Source organism: Microcystis sp. M_QC_C_20170808_M9Col, assembly GCF_007095495.1.
Classification (GTDB): Bacteria; Cyanobacteriota; Cyanobacteriia; order Cyanobacteriales; family Microcystaceae; genus Microcystis; species Microcystis aeruginosa.
Genome location: NZ_SFBZ01000098.1, coordinates 1 through 16,238, shown reverse-complemented (window position 1 = coordinate 16,238; position 16,238 = coordinate 1). Strand labels below are relative to the sequence as shown.

The following is a 16,238-nucleotide window of genomic DNA, read 5'->3' as shown; positions in this document are numbered from 1 at the left end:
AACCTGTTTGTGCCTTAAGTCCTTCCCTGTATGGATTTCAGCTACTTTTGAGCGTAGGCGCTCTCATCGAATTTTATTTTAAGTTAATTATTTGCATAACAATTCCCGAAGAGCCTGATCTCCTTTTTGCTTGTCATGAAAGTAAGGTAGAAACAAACTTAATATAGCATAGGTTCTTGAGTTAGGCATCGACTATATGGAACTCTTTCAGGGCCGGATAGAAGTTGAGATTTTCATGACCCGGACGACTGAGTTTAATCAGGGCAAACCGTTGGGATGGTGGCAATTTTTGCCATTGTTCTAAACTAATTTCGATCTGGAATTCTCTAGCTTTTTCTCGGACTGTATCGGGAATCTGGCTATCATCTAGCCAAGCAGGATCGGGATCTATTGCTAGTTCTTCCGGGGGATTGCCAGTTTTTTCGGCGATTAATTTTTGCAGAAAATCTCGATAGATTTTGGCTTCTGCTGCCGTCGTACAAGCCATATTAACTAATACCATTCTTTCCGGTTGACTCAACTGCATCCAATGGGATAATTTTAATTTAACTCCACAGGTATCTAGTTTCATTCTTACGGTCATCGGTAGGCAACGTAAGGAGTCAACAAATTCGGCTTCAAAGTCGAAAAAGGTGGTCATATCATTTTATTGGTTTGCTGAGTATAAATCTATGATACAGTGCCGCGAGACAATTGCTGAGTAAAATCGTATTTTTATTGAATAAAATTGGCTCGATATTGATGACTAGAAACGAGAATTTCCTCTATTTCCTGCCATTTTTCTCCTGCGATATAGTCAACAATTTGATCAAGATTTTGCCGATAATTTGCCAAAGATATCAATAAAGCTTGACGATTGTATTTAGCCATCATTAAACCTAATTCGGGATTGCCACCACCGACGCGACTGGTATCACGAAAACCAGAACTAGCTAAATTTTCCGCTAATTGGCGAATATTCAGGTCTTGTTCTTTCGCACAAGCTTGGATTAAACTGGTACTAATCATTACTGGCAGATGGGAAATCCATGCCACGGCTCGATCGTGTTCTTCGGGGGAGGAATAATAAATTTTACAGCCTAATTTCTGCACGATTTCAGTTAAGATTTCCACGGCAAAGTTAGGGGTAGATTCAAGGGGAGTAATCAGATATGGGGCATTGACAAATAAACCACATTGTGCCGCATTAATTCCCTGTTCGGTTTTCCCAGCCATAGGATGACTACCGACAAAATTTGGCCACAATTGGCCACAATTGGCTACAATTGCCCCTTTAACTGATCCCACATCGGTGACAATCGTTTGGGTTTTTAAATAGGGAGTTAATTTTTCCAAAGTTGGCACAATTAAATGTATAGGAGTACAGATAAAGATTAAATCGGCAGTAGCTAATAATTCTAAACTGGTGCTAGATTCATCTACAACTCCTTTTTGCACAGCGATATCACAGGTGTATTGTTGACGAGAAACTCCCAAAACTTTATAACCTTGTGAGCGGAAATCTAAGCTCAAGGAACCACCAATTAAACCCAGTCCAATAATGCCAATATTCATTAGGTTTACTCAAAGATAATTTCGTCTTCTAGTCGCCAAGCAGGATCGACAATGCACAAGAAAATTAAGGGTTCCTCCCCACAATTATGAATATATTGTTTAGCTAGAGGAGGTATATAAATGGCAGCACCGACAGTCACTAATTGCACTTCCTCATCGATGTGCATTTCCCCTTGTCCTTGCAAAATATAATAAACTTCCGCAGTTTTTAAAGCGTGAGGAGTAGAAGTTTCCCCCACATCTACCCAGGCGTGGGCTAAACTATAACGTAGATTTAACGGCTGTTTATCGGGATGCAATAACTCGCGCAATCGGGTATGATCACCGGCGATGAATTCCTCACATTCGAGCAGTTTTCTGATTAACATAGTAAAATTAAACCTCGAAGATTGTTTTTATTTTATCATTGAGTCAAAAGCTAAAGACTAATAGCCGTTATCATAGAAATATTCAGCATCGCCAGAATTAACGAATGACTTGGTTAGAACATAGTGTACAGGTAGAAGTGGACGCGCCGATCGATCTGGTTTGGGCTCTCTGGTCAGATTTAGAACAAATGCCCCAGTGGATGAAATGGATCGAATCGGTGAAAATTCTAGAGGAGGAGCCAGAGCTTTCCCGTTGGAAGTTAGCCAGTGGTGGTCTAGAATTTACTTGGTTGTCACGGATACTGAAAATTGTCCCCCACCAGATGATTCAATGGGAATCCGTGGACGGTTTGCCTAACCGCGGGGCCATTCGTTTTTATGACCGTCATGGTAGGAGTATTGTGCGACTGACAGCAGCCTATGCTATACCAGGTTGGTTAGGAAAATTGATGGATAATCTTTTCCTCGGTCGAGTGGTGGAATCAACCCTGCAAGCCGATCTAGAGCGTTTTCGCCTTTATGCTCTCAATATTGTCAATAATACGCCGCCAAGGTGAGGTAATGATCGGCAGTAAGCTGTTGACTATCTAAATTGCTCGTTAAGACTGTCTATGAGCAGGGAGCAGGGAGAGGGTGGTGAGCATTTGTACTAAAATTCCCCCGCGCGGTTTGAACGCAGTACAGCTTATTGCTGACCACCGACGACCGACTCCCCAAAAGGAAAACTTCCTACCTCACCATTAAGATAACTGCACAATTAAAAACTCACATCTGATAACTGATAACTGTTAACGAAGGCAGGGGGCAGGAGGCCGTTTTTGTAACGGGAATTTATGCCCCGCTCCAAAAACTTTTCGCCTTAAGGCGAGGTTTTAGACCCGATTTTTTCGATAATCAGGGTTTTATCTCTAGTGGGACTTAGACAAAAAACAAATCGAGAAAAGCCTCAACTCCAATCCCCGCTTGGGATTTACTTCGAGAAGCCCAAAATCGCTGAAACCCAGATATATCAAGGAAAATCATCAATCGAGGTTAACCCTTTGTCCCGTAATGGTTTGAGCCTTTTTTGCTGACCGAAAACGCCTAAGTCCCACTAGAAAAGTCCCTGTTTACTTAATAAAGAAACTTGGACAAATTTATATAATAATGCTTGGTAGTGAAGCTTCTCAATAATTGATTCCCCATGACTTGGTTATATAAAACCCCCGGTATTCCCGATGAATTGTTTGAACGTTTGCCCGGGATTCCCTTGAGTAAACGCGAGGTGAGATTATTGATGATTTCCGCTTTGAGGTTAGGTGATGGGGGGGTTTTCTGGGATATCGGGGCGGGAACTGGCACTATTCCCGTTGAAATTGGCTTATTATGCCCCAATAGTCCGATTATTGCCATTGAAAGGGATGAAGAAGTGGCCAGTTTAATCCGCCGTAATTGCGATCGCTTCGGGGTAAAAAATGTTACAGTTTTTGAAGGCAGCGCGCCCGATTGTCTGCCCAATATATCCCTAGCACCCGATTGCGTCTGTATCGAGGGCGGCAAACCGATTAAATCGGTTCTGCAAGAAGTGTGGCAATACCTGAAACCCAACGGCCGCATCGTGGCTACGGCCAATAATTTAGAAACCCTCTATCAATTTTCCGAAGGCTTTTCTAATTTACAGGCGCGTAATATCGAGATTGTCCAAGCGGCAGTAAATCGCCTAGAAACTAGGGGTATTCACCAAGTTTTTGCCGCCGTTGATCCCATGTTCATCCTGAGTGGCGATAAACTTTAATTGGGGATAACCTTCCATAAAGTTTTCTTAATCTATATAATTATGACAATGCCGCCTAACTTCTCTGGATTAACCATGCCTTGGCCACGCATTGTCAGCGCTATTTTTGCTATTGCCTTCGCACTGGGAATTATTATCGTTGGGGGTTGGTATTTCACCCTCGGCATCGGTGTTATCGTCTTTTTGGGACAATTGGAGTATTTTCGCTTAGTTCGCGCTAAAGGCATTGAACCGGCCGCTAAAACCACTCTCGTAGTTTCGCAATTATTACTACTGACGGCAACTATGGCAGCCCCCCTCACCGATGCCATGTTTCCCCTCGCTGGGGCGTTAATTTGTTTTTATCTGCTCTTTCAGCCCAAAATGGCGACAATTGCCGACATTTCCACCTCAATTCTCGGTCTGTTTTATGGTGGTTACTTACCTAGTTATTGGATTCGTTTACGGGTCGGTTTTTCTCCCGAAAGTGGTCCCGTGGCTATGGCCAGTAACTTACCCCTGATGGGATATTGGCCAGAATCCTGGATGGAACCGAAATTATTCCCGGCCGCTTTGACGGTGACTTTTCTAGCTTTCGGTTGCATTTGGGCCGCCGATATCGGAGCTTATATCATGGGAAAATGGTTAGGTAAAACCAGTTTATCGCTGATTAGTCCCAAAAAAACCGTGGAAGGTTCCTTTTTTGGCATTTTAGGCAGTATAGCGGTGGCCGAGTTGGGTGCTTGGTATTTAGATTGGCCCTATTGGCAGCTGACGGGCCTAATTTTGGGCTTATTAATTGGTATTGTCAGTTTATTGGGCGATTTGACCGAATCGATGATGAAACGCGATGCCGGGGTCAAGGATTCCGGGCAGTTAATCCCCGGTCACGGTGGTATACTTGATCGCACTGATAGTTATGTCTTCACCGCTCCCCTAGTATATTATTTCGTCACTTTACTGCTGCCCTGGTTGCGCTAGTAATTTGTTTCTTCTCCAAGTGCTAAATTAAAGATTAAACCCAAATTTGCGATTATGTCAGGAGTCGTCTATCCCCGGGGTAAAGTTTATCTTCTCGGTGCGGGAATCGGTCAGAGCAGTTTTCTCACCCTGCAAGCGCGAGCAATTTTAGCCACGGCCGAGGTTTTGCTGTATGATGCCCTAGTGGATAGTCAAATCTTCTCCCTCGTGCCGAAAACCTGTGTTTTAGTCGATGTGGGCAAACGGGGAGGACAACCCAGCGCCGAGCAAAATCAGATTAATCGGATATTGGTTAATTATTGTCAAGAGGGAAAACGAGTTATTCGGCTCAAAAGTGGTGATCCCGGGGTTTTTGGGCGAGTATATCCTGAAATGTTAGCCTTAAAGCGGGCTGGCTGTGATTTTGAACTGATAACTGGAATTTCCTCCGCTTTGGCCGCTCCTTTATTGGCCGGAATTCCCCTGACGGAAAAGGATATTAGTCGCTGTTTTGCGGTCTTGAGCGCTCACGATCCCGAGTCTCTCGACTGGTCAGCTTTAGCTAAAATTGATACGCTGGTGCTATTGATGGCCGGTCAATCTTTAGGGCAAATTATCGAGAAATTATGCCAAAATGGGCGGAATATTCACGACTCGATCGCTATTATCCGCCAGGCGGGACGCAAGGATCAACAAATTTGGCGCGGCACTTTAGAAAATATTCTCGCTCAAACCGCCGGGGTGTCCCTCTCACCCTCTATTATGGTCATTGGTCAAGTTGTGGATCTGGCGATTATGTCCTCTCCCCCACCCCTAGGAGGTAAAACTATTGTTATTACCCGTGCCGCCGAGCAAACGAGTCAATTTAGCGAAATTTTGCAAAATCAAGGCGCAGAAGTTCTGGAAATGCCCGCTTTAGAGATTCGTCCCCCCGACCGTTGGCAAGGTTTAGACGATGCCATCGGTCAGTTAAAAGAGTTTGATTGGCTGATTTTAACTTCTGCCAATGCTGTTAATTTTTTCTTCGATCGCTTGACATTTTGGGGAAAAGATGCTAGGGCTTTAGCGACCCTAAAAATCGCCGTGGTGGGCAAAAAAACCAGCCAAGTTTTACACTCACGCGGATTAAAAGCGGATTTTATCCCGGGGGATTTTGTCGCTGATGCTTTGGTAAACGAGTTCCCCGACCCGATTAGGGGGCAAAAATTCCTCTTTCCTCGCGTGGAAACGGGAGGCAGAGACATATTAGTTAAGGAATTAACGGCCAAAGCTGGTCAGGTGACGGAAGTGGCCGCATATTATTCCGGATGTCCGGCACGCATGGATAGTGGCATCTGGGAAGCGTTTCGAGATGGGAAAGTCGATATAGTCACCTTTGCCAGTTCCAAAACCGTCCAGAATTTTTATCAGTTATTGCTGCAAGAAACGGCAGAATTATCGGTTAATTCCCTATTAGAAAAAGTTTGTCTGGCTTCTATCGGTCCGCAAACTTCAAAAACCTGTCAAGAGTTATTTGGTCGTGTTGATATCGAGGCGCGAGAATACACCCTAGAAGGGTTGACTAGCGCTCTAATCGAGTCGAGTAAGACCTGACATCCTCGCCGCCGTAAAACAGACGGCGATTCCCAAACCTGACGATAAACAAAGCCATAAAAATCTAGGAATCTCCCCATGAGTAACCCTATGATCATTGAAACTGACTTAAAAGATATTCTCGCTAAACTTGACAATCGGTTAGAGCGAATCGAAACAAAACTAGAAGTATTGCCGAAAATAGAGGCCGAAGTTTCCCAACTCAAAGAAGATGTCAGAAACCTGAAGGGAATCGAAATAAAACTAGAAGTATTGCCGAAAATAGAGACCGAAGTTTCCCAAATCAAAGAAGATGTCAAAGACTTGAAAGAAACGGCAACGGCTCAAATATGGGCTTTGATAGTCACTGTTATCGGTGCAACTGTTGCAGCAATTATCAAATTCGGTTTTCTGACTAAAACTTAAATCATCATCAAAAACTAAGTTGGAACTAGACAAGTTCCAACCAGTAACAAAAAATTGACCTTGAATATTAACGACGAATCGGAGCGATCGCACCGTCGGCAGCAGCGCGAAAAGGTTCCACTGCCTCGCTATAATCGATCGGTAAAATAGCCACCACGTTATCATGAGGACGGGGAATAATTACCCAAGTTTCTAAAGCTGCCCCCTCGGTTTTATTGACGGCTTCAATGCCGGCAGCCATAGCGGTTTTTACCTCCTGTACATCCCCACGAATATTGAGGGTAAAACGGGCGCTTCCTGCCCTTAAATAACCAACAATCGTGATCCGTCCTGCTTTTACCATCGCATCGGCGGCCGCTAGAATACCGGGGAAACCTTTGGTCTCGATCGATCCCACCGCGGGTTGGGCTGTCATAAATTAACTCCTAATAACAAAAATCAGATAAGTTTAATTGATAGAATCCAATCTATTTTCCAGTCTTTAACTATAGTCTAGTTTGGGGTAAATCGCTAGGGAAATTAACTGCGAAAACGGTCTGACTTAGGCGTATGCTGCACTGGTAAAACTGCCAGTACATTTTCTGGAGGATTCGGTACGATGTAATGACTGACCACATTACCACCAAAAGCGGTCATCGCCGCCGCTAATCCTGCCTCTACTGCTGGTTTAACCTCGGAAATCGGACCGCGAATCGCCACCAAAAATTCGCCCCTTTCCGCTAGATCGAAATAAACTAGGGTGACTCGTCCCCCTTTAACCATGGCATCCGCCGCCGCTAAAACGGGGGGAAAACCCAGTGTTTGAATGACTCCGACCGCCTCGGGCATTTTTCCTGATCTCCTGCGAAAGCAATTTTACATTATACCCCGAACCTGTATTTATATTTTCTTCTGGAAATCCTCGACCGATCGAGCCTGTTTTTTCTCCAAATACTGTTGATGGGACTGATCGGCCAGATAATAATCTCCTGCGGGTTCGATCAAAGTAACGATATCCTGCTGAAACTTTCCCGATAGTTGTAGTTGACGCTTGCCAGCAGTGGCGATTAACTTTTGTTCCGGGGTGTGATAAAAAATAATTGATCGATATTGTTCTCCCCGGTCTGGTCCTTGGCGATTTAACTGAGTCGGATCATGGATTGACCAAAAAACGGCTAATAACGCCTCATAGCTTATTTCTTGGGGATTATAGGCAATTTGTGCCACTTCCGCATGGCCGGTAATTCGCGATAACACATCGAGATAACTAGGATTGGGAAAATGTCCCCCCATATAACCCACAGAAGTCGCTAAAACCCCCGATAAACGCCGAAATGCGTCCTCGGTTTTCCAAAAACAGCCGGCCCCAAAGGTAGCTTTTTCGCCGCTATTCATTTCCCCTCACATCCTTGGCAAATTCCACCACTGCTTTTGTAATTGCTTCGCTTAAATTAGCATAAACTTTGGCAAAAGGGGGAGCTTTTTCGGTTAATCCTAGGATATCCGCCGTTACTAACACCTGACCATCACAATCTTCCCCCGCACCGATACCAATCGTCGGGATAGTCAATTTATCGGTAATAGTAGCGGCTAAATTGGCGGGAATATGTTCCAAAACGAGGGCAAATACTCCCGCTTTCTCCAAGGCTAAAGCTTCCTCGATTAATCTTTGTGCATCCGATGGAGTTTTTCCCTGCTGACGGTATCCTAACCGATGGACCGACTGGGGAGTTAATCCGATATGACCCATAACAGGGATGCCTATCTCGGTTAAACGGCTAATAGTCTCGATCATAGCGGGATAACCTCCCTCTAATTTTACCCCTTGCACTCCCGCTTCCTTTAACATCCTTCCGGCGGAGTGAATTGCCTGACTGACACTTTCCTGATAGCTGAGAAAAGGCAAATCACAGACAACTAAAGCTTGTTTTACCCCACGAGACACGGCCGCCGCGTGGTGAATCATCGCCTCTAGGGTGATCGGTAAAGTGGTAGGATAGCCCAAAGCGGTCATAGCTAAGGAATCACCTACCAAGATAATATCAATTCCTGCTTGATCGAGCAGTCGAGCGATCGGATAATCCCAAGCTGTGAGGGTGACAATCGCGCGTTTTTGCTGTTTCCACTCGATTAATTTGCTGGTGGTGACTGCCATTATTTATTCACTGCGGACAGCTTCGAGGATACGGGAAAAATAGAAACGAGTGCTAGTCATACTCGTCCGTTCAATTTTAAAGCCATTTTCGTTGAGAGCGGCGACAATAGTTTTTTCCTTGTGTTGATAGGCGCGAGTGGTTTTACTCGGACCGGGGAAAAATTGACCAATTTTCTTGAGAATGGTTAATAAACAGGTTTTAGGGGCAAAACTGAGGATTAAACGGGATTGAGCTAGGGATCCCAGGTGTTTAATCATGCCTAATGCCTCTTCTGTGGGATAGTGAATAAGAACATCAAGACAGATGACCGTGTGATATTGGCCGGTTAATGCTTCTAAATCTTGAACGGCAAAGGTGAGTTTACTGGTATCTGCTAACTCTTTGGCTGCTCTTTCCTTGGCTTCTGTCACCATTTTCTCAGAAATATCACTGGCGAAAATAGTTGCGCCCGCTTGAGCGAGGGGAATACTAAGACTACCGACTCCACAACCGGCATCACAGATCGAGAGATTGGGCAAATTGTCATCACTTTCTAACCAACCGATAACGGTATCGATCGTCTGTTGATGACCGATGCGAATATCTTTTTGTACTTTGTTAACTTCGCCATCCCCATAAATCCGGCGCCAGCGATCGAATCCTGTGGCGTTAAAATAGTCCTTGACTATGGCTTTATCGTCTAATGTGTTGGTCATAACGAAATCTAAACGAGCGGAGATGGTTATTAGTTTATCCTACCTTAAAGATCTCAACCGTTGCCGCTGGGCTGATTCCTGAGCAGTCAGGAAAGGACTCGGAGCGATGGCAAGTCTGTGGAAAAGCTTAATTTGTTTTCCACTTCACTTTTAGTTAACCTAAAGTGAATATCATGTAATCGTCCCAAGATCGATTAGTAAGGGTTCCATGTCAATTATTACCCATAGAACTAAGATCGTAGCCACGATCGGCCCTGCCAGTAATTCGCCAGAAGTCCTCAAGCAGATGATCGGTGCGGGGATGAATGTAGCGCGGCTAAACTTTTCCCACGGTAGCTACGAAGATCATGCGAGAGTTGTTACCCTTTTACGGCAAATTTCTCAAGAATTAGACAATCCTATCACTCTCCTGCAAGATTTACAAGGGCCGAAAATTCGCGTCGGTAATCTCCCCAATGGTTCGATTACCATCAACGACGGCGATTATCTCACCCTTGTACCCATGGATGAGTATCGGGGAGAAGCGAACACCGTTTCGATCGATTATCCCTATCTGGCCGAGGAAGCCAAGTTAGGTGAGCAAATTCTCCTTGATGATGGCTTATTAGAGCTAAAAATCGTTGAAATTAACGGAAAAGACCTAAAATGTCAAGTGTTGGAGGGAGGAATTCTCAAGAGTCGCAAGGGAGTCAATCTACCCCGTCTCAATTTGCGCTTACCTTCCATGACCGAAAAAGACAAACAAGACCTAGAATTTGGTCTTTCTCAGGGGGTTGATTGGGTTTCCCTCAGTTTTGTTCGTAAAGGAGAAGATATCAAGGCGATTAAGGCATTTTTAGCCGAGAGAAATCATGCAGATATGCCAGTGATGGCTAAAATTGAAAAACCGCAAGCGATCGAAAATTTGGAGTCAATTATCGAGGAATGTGACGGAATTATGGTGGCCCGGGGCGATTTGGGGGTAGAATTAAGTCCCGAAAAAGTCCCCATGTTGCAAAAACGCATTATCAGACTCTGCAACATGAAAACTATTCCCGTCATCACTGCCACCCAGATGTTAGAAAGCATGATTAACAATCCCCGACCGACTCGGGCCGAGGCTAGTGATGTGGCTAATGCGATTATCGATGGAACCGATGCGGTGATGTTATCGGGGGAATCAGCAGTGGGAGATTTTCCCGTCAAAGCTGTGGCTATGTTGGCCAAAATCGCCCATGATGTGGAAGCGGATGTGAAGTTTGATAATGCTCCCCCCAATCAGTCCGATGAAACTCACGCTCTCAGTGAGGCTTTAGTGGCGATCGATCAAACCCTTGATCTCCGTTATATTGTCACTTTTACCACCTCTGGCTACACTTCGCTACTGGCTTCTAAGGAACGTCCCTCGGTTCCCGTCATTGCCATGACTCCCAATAAACGAGTCTATCACCGTCTCAATCTAGTCTGGGGTGTGATCCCGATTCTTCTTGATCATCAGGTGTCCGTCTTTGAGGATGTGTTAAAGCAAACGGAATCAATTCTGCTTCAGAAAAATCTAGCGCAATCGGGCGATAAAATCCTGATTATGGCGGGAATTCCCATGCAGAAAACTAAAGGCACTAATTTCCTCAAAATTCACAGGATTCCCTAAGTTCTAGGATTCAGGAGTCAGGGTACAGGAGATAGGAGATAGGAGATTATTTCTATTTATTCTCCCCACACCCCACACCCCACACCCTACACCCTACACCCCACTTCCCCACTTCCCCAAGAAAAACTTTTTGCCGCAAACCCTAGATACAGATTTTGGGCGGTGGATTGGTTGTGATAGAAATATAAATATCGATCGCTTGCTGTCAATCTTGATGAAAAGACGATATTTTCTGGCTTTTATCGGCTCAATTGTCCTTAGTTGCTTATTATCTCCAGACATAAACCTTTTTTCCTCTACTATCGCCACTGCACAAACCCAGACAATTCTAGTTTCTGCCGCCGCTAGTCTCAAAGAGGCCCTAGAAGAAATCAAGCCGGGGTTTGAAAAAGCCCATGGCAACATTAAAGTTAACTATAACTTCGGTGCGTCGGGAGCTTTGCAACAGCAAATTACACAAGGTGCGCCGGCCGATGTTTTCGTCTCGGCTGCCACTAAGCAAATGGACGCTTTAGCAAAAGCTGGTTTAATCGATACAAGTACCAGAAGAAACCTGCTCACTAATCGCCTAGTTTTAATCGTTCCCAAGAATTCCACCCTAAAAATCAGCGATTTTCGTTCCCTGACTAACAGTAATGTCCAAAGAATTGCCGTGGGTGAACCGCGCAGCGTTCCCGTCGGTCAGTACAGTGAAGAAGTTCTGAAAAATCTCGGCATTTTAGAGCAAATAAGACCAAAACTGGTCTTTGCCAACTCCGTCCGCAATGTTCTCGCCGCCGTAGAAACCGGTAACGCCGATGCTGGCATTGTTTACCTCACCGATGCCAAAATTTCCGACCGGGTAAAAGTGGTGGCCACGGCTGCCAATAATCTCCATTCTCCGATTATTTATCCCATAGCTGTGATTAAAGCCAGCAAAAACCCGCAAGCTGCCAAGACTTTCGCCCAATATCTCACCAGGACAGCCGCTAAAAACATTTTTGAAAAATTCGGCTTCGGAATAGCCAGATAATTTAGGGGAAGTGGAGAAGTGGGGAAGTGGGGAAGTGGAGAAGTGGAGAAGTGGGGAAGTGGGGAAGTGGAGAAGTGGAGAAGTGGGGAAGTGGGGTAGTGGGGAATTTCAACTAAAACCCCAACACCCCAACACTCCAACACCCCAACACTCCAAGACCCCAAAACCCCAAAACCCCAAAACCCCAAAACCCAACCCCTGACCCCTGAAAAATGCCAGACTTTTCCCCCCTATGGATATCCCTGAAAACCGCCACCATTGCCCTGATAATCATCTTTTTTCTCGGTATTGCCGCCGCTTATTGGATGTTAGGCTATCGCGGACGGTGGAAATCCCTAATCGAGGGAGTTTTCGTCGCGCCCTTAATCTTGCCCCCGACGGTGCTAGGCTTCATTTTACTGCTCCTATTCGGCAAAAACGGACCATTAGGACAGTTATTAGACTTATTTAACTTTCGCGTCGTTTTTACTTGGTATGCCGCCATTATCACCGCGACGGTGGTGGCTTTTCCCCTGATGTACAAAACCACCCTAGGGGCTTTTGAACAGGTGGATGCCAACATCCTACAGGTTGCCCGCACCCTAGGGGCATCGGAAGGGAAAATATTCTGGCGCGTACTTTTGCCCCTCTCCTTCCCCGGGGTATTAGCGGGATTAACCCTAGCTTTTGCCCGCGCTTTGGGGGAATTTGGGGCGACTTTGATGTTAGCGGGTAATATTCCGGGGCAAACTCAAACTATCCCGATGGCGATTTTCTTCGCTGTGGAAGCAGGAGCGATGACTGAGGCTTGGATATGGGTGTTTATTATCATGTTAATCTCCCTATCGGGGATTATCGCCGTTAATCTCTGGCAAAGTCAACGCAAACAGCAATTAGGACGACCGGGAGAAAGCAAACCTAACGAGATGGAGGACTGGCTGCCACCCTGGGAGGGTCGCGATTTTGCCCTTTTAGCAGCTGAAAATCAGCATTATAGGGATAAAATAGGCTTATTTGTCGATATAGAGAAATGTTTACCCGGTTTTAACCTCTCGGTAACTTTTAACTGCCAAAATCAGCCCCTAGGACTATTAGGGGCTTCGGGGTCGGGAAAAAGCCTGATTTTGCGATCGCTGGCTGGTGTGGAAACGCCCTCAAGGGGTCGTATTGTCTTAAATGGGCGCATTCTCTTCGACTCCGAAAAGGGAATTAATCTCCCCAGTCGTCAGCGTCGTATCGGTTTTGTGGTGCAGAATTATGCCCTTTTTCCCCATCTCACCGTGGCAGAAAATATCGCTTTTGGTCTCTCGCAAAAGTTGCCCACAAAAATTATCCGTCAGCAGATTGCCAACCAATTAGAATTAGTGCAGTTACCCGGCATGGAAAACCGTTATCCCCATCAATTATCGGGGGGACAACAGCAACGGGTCGCCATCGCTCGCGCTTTAGCTAGTCGTCCGGAAGCTTTATTATTAGATGAGCCTTTTTCTGCCCTTGATACCCATCTACGCGCTCAATTAGAACGTCAGATGATCAAAACTTTAAGTAATTACGATGGCGTGACAATTTTTGTTACCCACAATATGGATGAAGCCTATCGAATATGTGAGAATTTATTAGTTATGGAAAAAGGGCGGGCAATTGCTAATAATTCTAAACAGAAAATTTTTGAGCGACCAGATAGCGTTAGTTTGGCAAAAATTACGGGCTGTAAGAATTTTTCCCGTGCTATAATCATTAATAATCAACAATTGGAGGCCATTGATTGGGATGTTAAATTACACACCGTCCCCGGGATTCCCGACTATTTAGCCTATACGGGAATTCGCGCCCATCAAATTATTTTTGGTCGAGATTTAGGCGATATTAATACTTTTACCTGTTGGTTAGCTAATGCCATTGAAGGCCCCCATCGGGTGACTCTCTATCTGAAACTTAATCAACCCTCCAACCACGACCGCGATTTTCATATCCAAGCAGAGTTATATAAGGATAAATGGTTAGAAATTAAGGAGCAAGCTTTGCCTTGGACTGTTACTTTATCTCCCCAGCGTTTATTATTATTAAAGTAATGGGTTAATTTTTCTGCTTAATTGATTAGTTCGCTCTAGAGCAAAAGCAATTGATAAAAATCTCCAAATGTCTTTCTCTATAAGGGTTACATACCTTATACCCCCCGTCTATTGCATAACACAAACCGAAGAACCGAATTTACCAATGTCAAGGTCGATGATCGCACTAAAATAGGCTCTCTCAGTGTTAGTTATTATTACCCGCTCGGATCAGCTTAGGAAAAAACTTGAGAAAAGTTTCATATTAGATTATAATTTTCGTTTGAGACTGTCATAGGAGATTAAAGGTATGTCTCGATTTATTAAGCGTTTAGAAGCGATTGGAATACATGGAAGATTTGATATTAATCTTGATTTTCAAGATGGAGTTAATATTATTCATGGAAGTAATGGCACAGGCAAAACCACTGTATTGCATATTCTTGCTAATGCCGTAAACGAAGATTTTAGACGTTTTGGCCATTTAAAATTTCAAAAATTAACCATTACATTAGATGATGATACGGAAATATTGATAGAACAGCAGAATTCTCCTCAAACAGTAACAACAGTCTTTGTTAATAATCAAAAAATCTATTCTTACAGTTTTGCAGAATTATTAGAAGAAGAAAAGCAAGAAGAAAATAGCGAAATTTTATTCTCTCAATTCTCTCCACGTTATTATCCATCATCTTCTAAGAAGAAGCAAGATATTGACTTAAAAGCAACTTATTTCCCTGCTTTTAGAACAATGATTGAGGCATGGGCTACCTTAGATGAAAATGAAATTAGACATTTTGCCCGAAGATCACCTAATTTTAGAAAAGTTCTAAGAAGTTCCGCCAGATCAACCGAATTAGCTCGGATTCTATTTGGGAAATTTGTCCCTAGACTTGAGTATCCTTCACCGATAGAAATAGAAGAACATATTAATTCAGAATTAACAGAAGCTCAATTAAAAATTGCTAGTCTTGATAGAAATTTGCTTTCACAAGCTTTTCTTCAATTTTCTCAAGCTATTTCTCAATCATTTGAGACAGACGATAATACAAAAGAGCCAGACGAAGTTATTACAGAAATAATAGAACTTTCGGAAAAATTGCAAAATTCACCTTTTCAAGTTAATCGTGATCAATCAGATGATGTTTATAACAAATTAATAGAACAGTTGAGAGCCTTTGAATCATATCCAGAATACAAAACTATTGCTAGTAGAGTTTTATCCGTGTATAAAAGATCTCTTCAACAAAGACTAGATGCACAAATAAAAGCTTATTCTAGTATTGAAAGATATCTTGAATCAGTCAATGGATTTTTAGAGAGAAAGCAATTAAAAATAGGTTCTACAAGCTTACCTCAAGGCAGAGGGAAATTAGGTGTTAAAATTGGTGATGAAGAAGCTATTCATAGTCTGCAAATTTTGTCTTCTGGAGAAAGACAAGTCGTAGGTTTAATTTATGCCGCCAGTCACATGACAGGTGGTAGGGTTGTCTTAATTGATGAACCTGAAATTTCACTTCACATTGATTGGCAACGTAAATTATTACCAGAAATGGTTAAACAACTTGATGAGAAACAACTCATTATTTGTACTCATTCTGCTGTAATTGCATCCAAATATCGAGAGAGAATGATAAAACTTGAACTACAACCAACGGCAAACGCTAATATAAATACCGATACTCTTGGAAGTGAAGATCAAATCTATATACTAGATGATGATTTGGAAAACATTAACATTCCCTTTTAAAAATTTAGATAATTATCGACTTTATGAACGGATTCAAGTTAACTCCTGAAGAATACGTTACTGAAATAATTATGTCACAGGATCGGTTTTTATTGCTAGAAGGAGCCGATGATGAGGTCAAATAAGAACGAGACACTAGGCGACACAATAAGTACGAATAATTTCATCAAGGGGTGTCCCCACAGGAGCATACATTCTTGCCCTCTTTAATGCACTAAAATCATGTTCGATATCATGGTTCTTCGTTACTTGGTATGGTTCGATAGGGGGGCATAAATCGACTAAATCCTTATCTGGCAAGAGACTTAATTGATTAGTTCGCTCTAGATAAAAAACAATTGACAAAAATCGCT

General features: G+C 43.6%; 18 protein-coding genes. 9 read left to right on the top strand and 9 right to left on the bottom strand.

Annotated elements, in window-relative coordinates:
* Positions 1–181 precede the first annotated feature (181 nt).
* From EWV68_RS06270 to EWV68_RS06260, 3 genes are all read right to left on the bottom strand, one after another.
* Positions 182–640, bottom strand: a complete 459-nt coding sequence (locus EWV68_RS06270; RefSeq protein ID WP_147073249.1) for a nitrate reductase associated protein — start codon at positions 638–640, stop codon at positions 182–184.
* A 74-nt stretch (positions 641–714) separates the two neighbouring features.
* Complete coding sequence (locus EWV68_RS06265; RefSeq protein ID WP_061430935.1) at positions 715–1,554, bottom strand: prephenate/arogenate dehydrogenase; 840 nt, start codon at positions 1,552–1,554, stop codon at positions 715–717.
* Positions 1,555–1,559: 5 nt separating this feature from the next.
* Positions 1,560–1,922, bottom strand: a complete 363-nt coding sequence (locus tag EWV68_RS06260; protein WP_002736559.1) for a cupin domain-containing protein — start codon at positions 1,920–1,922, stop codon at positions 1,560–1,562.
* 104 nt (positions 1,923–2,026) lie between these two features.
* Between EWV68_RS06260 and EWV68_RS06255 the strand changes: the two genes are divergently transcribed.
* The 5 genes from EWV68_RS06255 to EWV68_RS06235 all read left to right on the top strand — a co-directional run bounded on the left by EWV68_RS06255 (position 2,027) and on the right by EWV68_RS06235 (position 6,633).
* Positions 2,027–2,479, top strand: coding sequence for an SRPBCC family protein (locus tag EWV68_RS06255; protein WP_002758186.1), 453 nt, complete (start codon positions 2,027–2,029; stop codon positions 2,477–2,479).
* 626 nt (positions 2,480–3,105) lie between these two features.
* The gene (gene cbiT / locus EWV68_RS06250) at positions 3,106–3,696 is read left to right on the top strand and encodes a precorrin-6Y C5,15-methyltransferase subunit CbiT (protein ID WP_287169216.1); all 591 of its coding nucleotides are present in this window, start codon (positions 3,106–3,108) and stop codon (positions 3,694–3,696) included.
* A 42-nt stretch (positions 3,697–3,738) separates the two neighbouring features.
* A complete protein-coding gene (locus tag EWV68_RS06245; protein ID WP_287169214.1) occupies positions 3,739–4,656 on the top strand; it encodes a phosphatidate cytidylyltransferase in 918 nt (305 codons plus the stop codon).
* 54 nt (positions 4,657–4,710) lie between these two features.
* Positions 4,711–6,228 carry a uroporphyrinogen-III C-methyltransferase gene (gene cobA / locus EWV68_RS06240; protein ID WP_061430938.1) on the top strand — a complete coding sequence of 506 codons (1,518 nt, stop codon included), beginning with the start codon at positions 4,711–4,713 and terminating at the stop codon, positions 6,226–6,228.
* Between the two features lie 78 nt (positions 6,229–6,306).
* The gene (locus EWV68_RS06235) at positions 6,307–6,633 is read left to right on the top strand and encodes a hypothetical protein (protein WP_287711436.1); all 327 of its coding nucleotides are present in this window, start codon (positions 6,307–6,309) and stop codon (positions 6,631–6,633) included.
* Between the two features lie 67 nt (positions 6,634–6,700).
* On the opposite strand, the gene EWV68_RS06230 is transcribed toward EWV68_RS06235, so the two are convergent.
* The 5 genes from EWV68_RS06230 to bchM all read right to left on the bottom strand — a co-directional run bounded on the left by EWV68_RS06230 (position 6,701) and on the right by bchM (position 9,463).
* The gene (locus tag EWV68_RS06230) at positions 6,701–7,048 is read right to left on the bottom strand and encodes a carbon dioxide-concentrating mechanism protein CcmK (RefSeq protein ID WP_008200430.1); all 348 of its coding nucleotides are present in this window, start codon (positions 7,046–7,048) and stop codon (positions 6,701–6,703) included.
* 104 nt (positions 7,049–7,152) lie between these two features.
* Entirely contained in the window at positions 7,153–7,461 is a 309-nt protein-coding gene (locus EWV68_RS06225; RefSeq protein ID WP_002732196.1) for a carbon dioxide-concentrating mechanism protein CcmK, read from the bottom strand.
* 51 nt (positions 7,462–7,512) lie between these two features.
* The gene (gene msrA / locus EWV68_RS06220) at positions 7,513–8,007 is read right to left on the bottom strand and encodes a peptide-methionine (S)-S-oxide reductase MsrA (protein WP_287169210.1); all 495 of its coding nucleotides are present in this window, start codon (positions 8,005–8,007) and stop codon (positions 7,513–7,515) included.
* Positions 8,000–8,767, bottom strand: a complete 768-nt coding sequence (panB, locus tag EWV68_RS06215) for a 3-methyl-2-oxobutanoate hydroxymethyltransferase (RefSeq protein WP_147072148.1) — start codon at positions 8,765–8,767, stop codon at positions 8,000–8,002. Before panB ends, msrA begins: the two co-directional genes overlap by 8 nt.
* Positions 8,768–8,770: 3 nt before the next feature.
* On the bottom strand, positions 8,771–9,463 hold the full coding sequence (gene bchM / locus EWV68_RS06210) for a magnesium protoporphyrin IX methyltransferase (protein ID WP_002758172.1): 693 nt from the start codon (positions 9,461–9,463) through the stop codon (positions 8,771–8,773).
* A 208-nt stretch (positions 9,464–9,671) separates the two neighbouring features.
* Between bchM and pyk the strand changes: the two genes are divergently transcribed.
* The 4 genes from pyk (at position 9,672) to EWV68_RS06190 (ending at position 15,885) form a co-directional block, all read left to right on the top strand.
* Positions 9,672–11,093: a pyruvate kinase gene (gene pyk / locus EWV68_RS06205; RefSeq protein WP_287169209.1), complete on the top strand. Its 1,422-nt coding sequence runs from the start codon at positions 9,672–9,674 to the stop codon at positions 11,091–11,093.
* A 214-nt stretch (positions 11,094–11,307) separates the two neighbouring features.
* Complete coding sequence (gene modA, locus EWV68_RS06200) at positions 11,308–12,105, top strand: molybdate ABC transporter substrate-binding protein (RefSeq protein WP_287169218.1); 798 nt, start codon at positions 11,308–11,310, stop codon at positions 12,103–12,105.
* Between the two features lie 212 nt (positions 12,106–12,317).
* Positions 12,318–14,156, top strand: a complete 1,839-nt coding sequence (modB, locus tag EWV68_RS06195) for a molybdate ABC transporter permease subunit (protein ID WP_287169208.1) — start codon at positions 12,318–12,320, stop codon at positions 14,154–14,156.
* A gap of 289 nt (positions 14,157–14,445) precedes the next feature.
* Complete coding sequence (locus EWV68_RS06190; protein ID WP_061430947.1) at positions 14,446–15,885, top strand: ATP-binding protein; 1,440 nt, start codon at positions 14,446–14,448, stop codon at positions 15,883–15,885.
* A gap of 135 nt (positions 15,886–16,020) precedes the next feature.
* On the opposite strand, the gene EWV68_RS06185 is transcribed toward EWV68_RS06190, so the two are convergent.
* On the bottom strand, positions 16,021–16,238 hold a 218-nt coding region (locus EWV68_RS06185; protein ID WP_287169207.1), incomplete at its 5' end, for a hypothetical protein.